A 3389-nucleotide genomic window follows, 5' to 3' on the forward strand; every position below is an offset into this window, starting at 1 on the left:
CATAACTATCGTTAACGCCCGTACAGGAGTCAGGAGGGAAGAGAGGAGAAAGAAACTATAAAAAGGAGAAAGTTCTTTTGATCACTAATTATCCGGACATGATATAATTTACCCTCAAAATATCTAAGGTTAATTGGAGGTTATAAAAAACATCTAAATGTGAAAGTTGGAGGAGTATATAATGATATTTTCATCATAATTAACTTAAAACAAAAATTATATCATATAGAGATAATTTTTATCTGAAAAATTCATCAAAGTTATATATAATTGCTAAAGCTTAACAACTATTAACTTAATATTAAATAAAACGAGCAACAATTAGGGTTAAACTAACAGGCAAGACTAAAAATAAATTCTCAAGTCCATGACTTAACTATTGCTAGCTAAACTGGTTTTGCTACGCGATATTAAAACCGTAGTACCTATGAAAATAGGTAAAAAGTTCCAACTGCTTCCATTAGCTAAGGATCTTATAGAAACCATTTGGTATCTGCGAAAGATAAGGGTTTTTGGCTTATGAGTCAGGAGTCAGGAGATGGAGAATGGAGAATGGAGAATGAATAGAGGAAAAAGGTAGAATTTAGAGCATCTCCTCTACTCCCCCACTCCCCTACTCTCAATCTATAATTTTAAATAGATCCCTTCAGGGGTTCTATACTGCTTGTTGAGTCTACCTTTAAGCATAAGTAATAGCTCAGTATCTAGAAGCTAACTAAGAATGCTCATTCAATAAAATTCACGTTGGTACAATTAAAACTCCCAAGTAAGTTATTTAGTCATTAATAAAGGATTTGACAACTATGCTAAACACCATAACTACCAAAGAACCGTTAAATCCAGATCAAAACGTGAATCACGGTTGTAATCTAAAGTGGAAGCTAGACGAGAAAGAAGAAGAGCAACTTTCCACTATAGAAGTGTGGAGAACTAAAATAATAAGCGAAAACTAATAAAAGCATTAGTTCAGTTTTGCTATCAAAAACGAGGAAATTTAAGTAAGTTTCAGTGTGAACAAAAAAACGATTACATTGTGCGATTTTCTATCTTAGGAAAATTGTCAAGCTTGCTGTGGATAAAACTGATCTAATGTTAATCTTTACAGAAATCAGAAAATATTTCTTAAAGATAATTGCTTCCCGGCAAAAGTCTATAAAAATGTGGTAAGCTATCAATGTTTGGGTTTGGAGCTGATAGCACTACTCAGCCATACAGTAGCAACAAAAATAATTAGCCTATAATTGAATACTTCTTAGAAACTACTTCAAAGAAATGACAGACCCTTTGGTTTGTCTTAACCTTAGTAATAAGGTCAGGAATTACGCATGAGGTACAAAAAACTAGGATTTGAGATTGCTATCCGTTCCGGACAGCTCTGCAAACCCTGTCAGTTACTATTGCAAAGCTGTCGCTTTTTCCTGACGGAATGCTGCGCATTCATGTCGGCAACAGCCGAAGTGCGTTTGCGGAGCATTCCGATAGGAAAGCTTTGCAGAATGCAAAACATGTCGCGCAGCGTTTAGCTGCGCGACATGAAAAACGGAGTTGTGCGCCAGCAAAACGCCATGACAAAAATTACGTTGTACTGTGTAAGCCCTAAAGGTATTACATTAAGCTTTTACACAGACTTCCAGTGTAAAAGCAAACATCTGTTGTGTAAGAACACAGATAACACTTCTAAGCCAACAATTAACTAAATACAATTATGAGTAACGCAATATCAACTTCTACAGCAGTCATTGAAGAAGTAAACAAACCAGACTTCACATTTGACCCAAGTATTAGGCGCGATCATGCAGAAAAATATCGTACCTCAGAATGGTATGATGGTCGTGGAGAAATTAGAGCAGTAGAGGATGGTCGCTCATTCCAAATTAATGCAACATTTACCCTCCAGTCAGAAGTAAGATTAGTAAATGGAGTTTTAAACCCATCTAACCCTGCTTTAGCTGAAATCTACAAAACCCGTGGTCGGTGTATCGCAGTTGTCGATAAGACAGTAGATGAACTTTACGGAGAACAACTGCAAAATTATTTTAAACAGAATGAAATTCCTCTAGAAGTTCTTGTGTGTCGTGCTTGGGAGTCAGACAAAACTCCTGAGACAGTCCACAAAATATTGGCATTCTTGGGTAAAGATGGTTGTGATGTATCCCGTAATGAACCTGTTTTGATAATTGGAGGTGGTGTACTAAGCGATGTTGCTGGTTTAGCTTGTAGTTTGCAACACCGACGGACACCTTATGTGATGATTGGAAGTTCAATTGTTGCAGCTATTGATGCGGGACCATCCCCTCGTACCTGTACAAATGGTAATCTATTTAAGAATAGTATTGGTGCTTACCACCCTCCTGTGCTAACTATTGTAGACCGTACTTTGTTCCGCACTTTGGCAAAAGGTCATATTCGCAACGGGATGGCAGAAATTATCAAAATGGCAGTTACCGATGATCCAGTATTATTTGAATTGATGGAAAAATACGGTAAGCGTTTAGTGGATACTCATTTTGCTAATGTTGATGCAGATGAGGAATTGGAAAAAATAGCTGATGAGGTAATTTATCGTGCTTTGTATTCCTACATGAAGCATGAAGGCACAAATATGTTCGAGACCTATCAAGATAGACCTCACGCTTATGGACACACCTGGAGTCCTCGTTTTGAACCAGCGGCCAAACTGATGCACGGTCATGCTGTAGGTATTGGTATGGCTTTTGGAGCGACTTTAGCATTAGAGATGGGTTGGATCAAGAAAGATGACCGCGATCGCATAGTTGCATTGTGTGCTTCTATAGGTTTGTCTGTTTACCATCCTATTCTCGAAGATACAGAATTAATGCTTAAAGGCCAAAAAAATATGCGTCGTAAGCGTGGTAGTAGTGGTTTGTGGGCACCTCTACCTGCAGGTATTGGTTCTTGTGCTTTTGCTGGTGAAGTACCTCCAGACTTATTAACATCTGCTATTGAGGAACATAAGAATTATTGTGCTACTTTCCCTGGTGAAGGAAAAGGCGAAGAAATGTATTTGAGTGACTTAGGTCTGGAGTAGAATTTAGAATTTAGAATTCAGAATTCAGAAGTTAAATTCTTACTGTAACTAAATTACAGCACTTTTTCCGAGAAACCGGGTTTAGTAGAATTCAGAATTCAGAAGTTAAATTCTTGCCGTAACTTTGCAGAGAAACCGGGTTTATATGAAATGACCTATTTCACTGATATCTGTTTCCGATAAACCCGGTTTCTTATAGAACCCCTGAAGGTATCTCCGCAAAGGTAAAGGTTTTTGCCAAAGGAGTCAGTCCTCAGTCCTCAGTAGTCAGGAGATGGAGAATTATAGAATAGAGGAAAAAGGTAGAATTTTTTTGACTTACTTCATCATCTCCCCCACT

General features: G+C 37.6%; 1 protein-coding gene. It reads left to right on the plus strand.

Features of this window, described 5'->3' with window-relative positions:
* The first annotated feature begins 1705 nt into the window (after positions 1-1705).
* A complete protein-coding gene (locus ACP6PK_RS04840) occupies positions 1706-3049 on the plus strand; it encodes a sedoheptulose 7-phosphate cyclase (protein WP_426558243.1) in 1344 nt (447 codons plus the stop codon).
* Positions 3050-3389 lie beyond the last annotated feature (340 nt).

The organism is Dapis hubbardiae BLCC-M172 (assembly GCF_050016015.1).
Taxonomy (GTDB): domain Bacteria; phylum Cyanobacteriota; class Cyanobacteriia; order Cyanobacteriales; family Microcoleaceae; genus Trichodesmium.

Excerpts from the sequence above, each read along its gene's own strand:
- ACP6PK_RS04840 (WP_426558243.1), top strand. The coding sequence starts at position 1,706 with ATGAGTAACGCAATATCAACTTCTACAGCAGTCATTGAAGAAGTAAAC.